Origin of the sequence: Bartonella sp. OD88NMGDW (genome assembly GCF_042193775.1) — a bacterium.
Taxonomy (GTDB): Bacteria; Pseudomonadota; Alphaproteobacteria; order Rhizobiales; family Rhizobiaceae; genus Bartonella; species Bartonella grahamii.
Window position 1 is genome coordinate 1 of sequence record NZ_JBHIMA010000059.1, and the last position, 1,022, is coordinate 1,022.

1 protein-coding gene is annotated in these 1,022 nt (G+C 41.4%); it reads right to left on the bottom strand.

Annotated features, from left to right (window positions below; all coding sequences use genetic code 11):
- On the bottom strand, positions 1-1,022 hold a 1,022-nt coding region (locus tag ACFIJR_RS09070; protein ID WP_375654068.1), incomplete at both ends, for a replicative DNA helicase.

The following is a 1,022-nucleotide window of genomic DNA, read 5'->3' on the forward strand; positions in this document are numbered from 1 at the left end:
TGAAAGGCAAGGGGAACGATTCCTGTCGGACCATGGCGTTGTTTTGCTATAATAACCTCGGCTTTACCCTTGGCTTGCTCCATTGCCTCTTGCCACTTGCTATACTCAGCAGTGCCTTCTTTTGGTTCTTCATTTTTGAGATAATATTCTTCACGATAAACGAACAGAACAATGTCGGCATCTTGCTCTATTGAACCAGATTCACGTAAATCAGAGAGTTGCGGACGTTTATCGGTTCGGTTTTCAACTTGGCGCGAAAGTTGTGACAGAGCAATGATGGGAATATTGAGTTCTTTTGCAAGTGCTTTTAATCCGGTGGTAATGGCTGTAATTTCTTGAACGCGATTTTCTAATGAACGCTTTGAACCGCTTGTCATGAGTTGGATATAATCGATAATCAAGACATCTAGACCATGTTGTCGTTTAAGACGCCTTGCACGGGCGGACAATTGTGCAATAGACACACCACCCGTTTGATCAATATAAAGTGGTGCCTTTTGTAGTTGGTTCACCGCACGAATAATTTTTGCAAATTGCTCTTCTGAGATATTACCACGGCGCATATCAGAAGAAGAAACCTTTATTTGCTCTGAGATAATACGAGTTGCAAGCTGTTCAGATGACATTTCAAGTGAGAAGAAACCAACAATACCCCCTTCATTGGCTTGGTTGTTATCATGACGCTTACAAGCATTGGCAATATTAAAAGCAATATTGGTAGCCAGAGAGGTCTTCCCCATAGCAGGGCGCCCCGCAAGGATAATCAAATCAGATGCTTGTAACCCTCCCATTTTCTCATCAAGTGTTTTGATATGGGTAGCTATCCCTGAGAGCCTTGAGGAACGCTTTTTCGCTGCACTTGCCATGTTAAGTGCTTTTGTAATGGCTGTATTAAAATTTTCAAATCCACCTCCATATTTCCCTTTTTCTGCCAATTCAAACAACTGATTTTCAACAGTTTCAATTTGTTGTGATGTTGTAAGTTCTACAGAAGCATCATAAGCTCTATTCACAACTTGAGT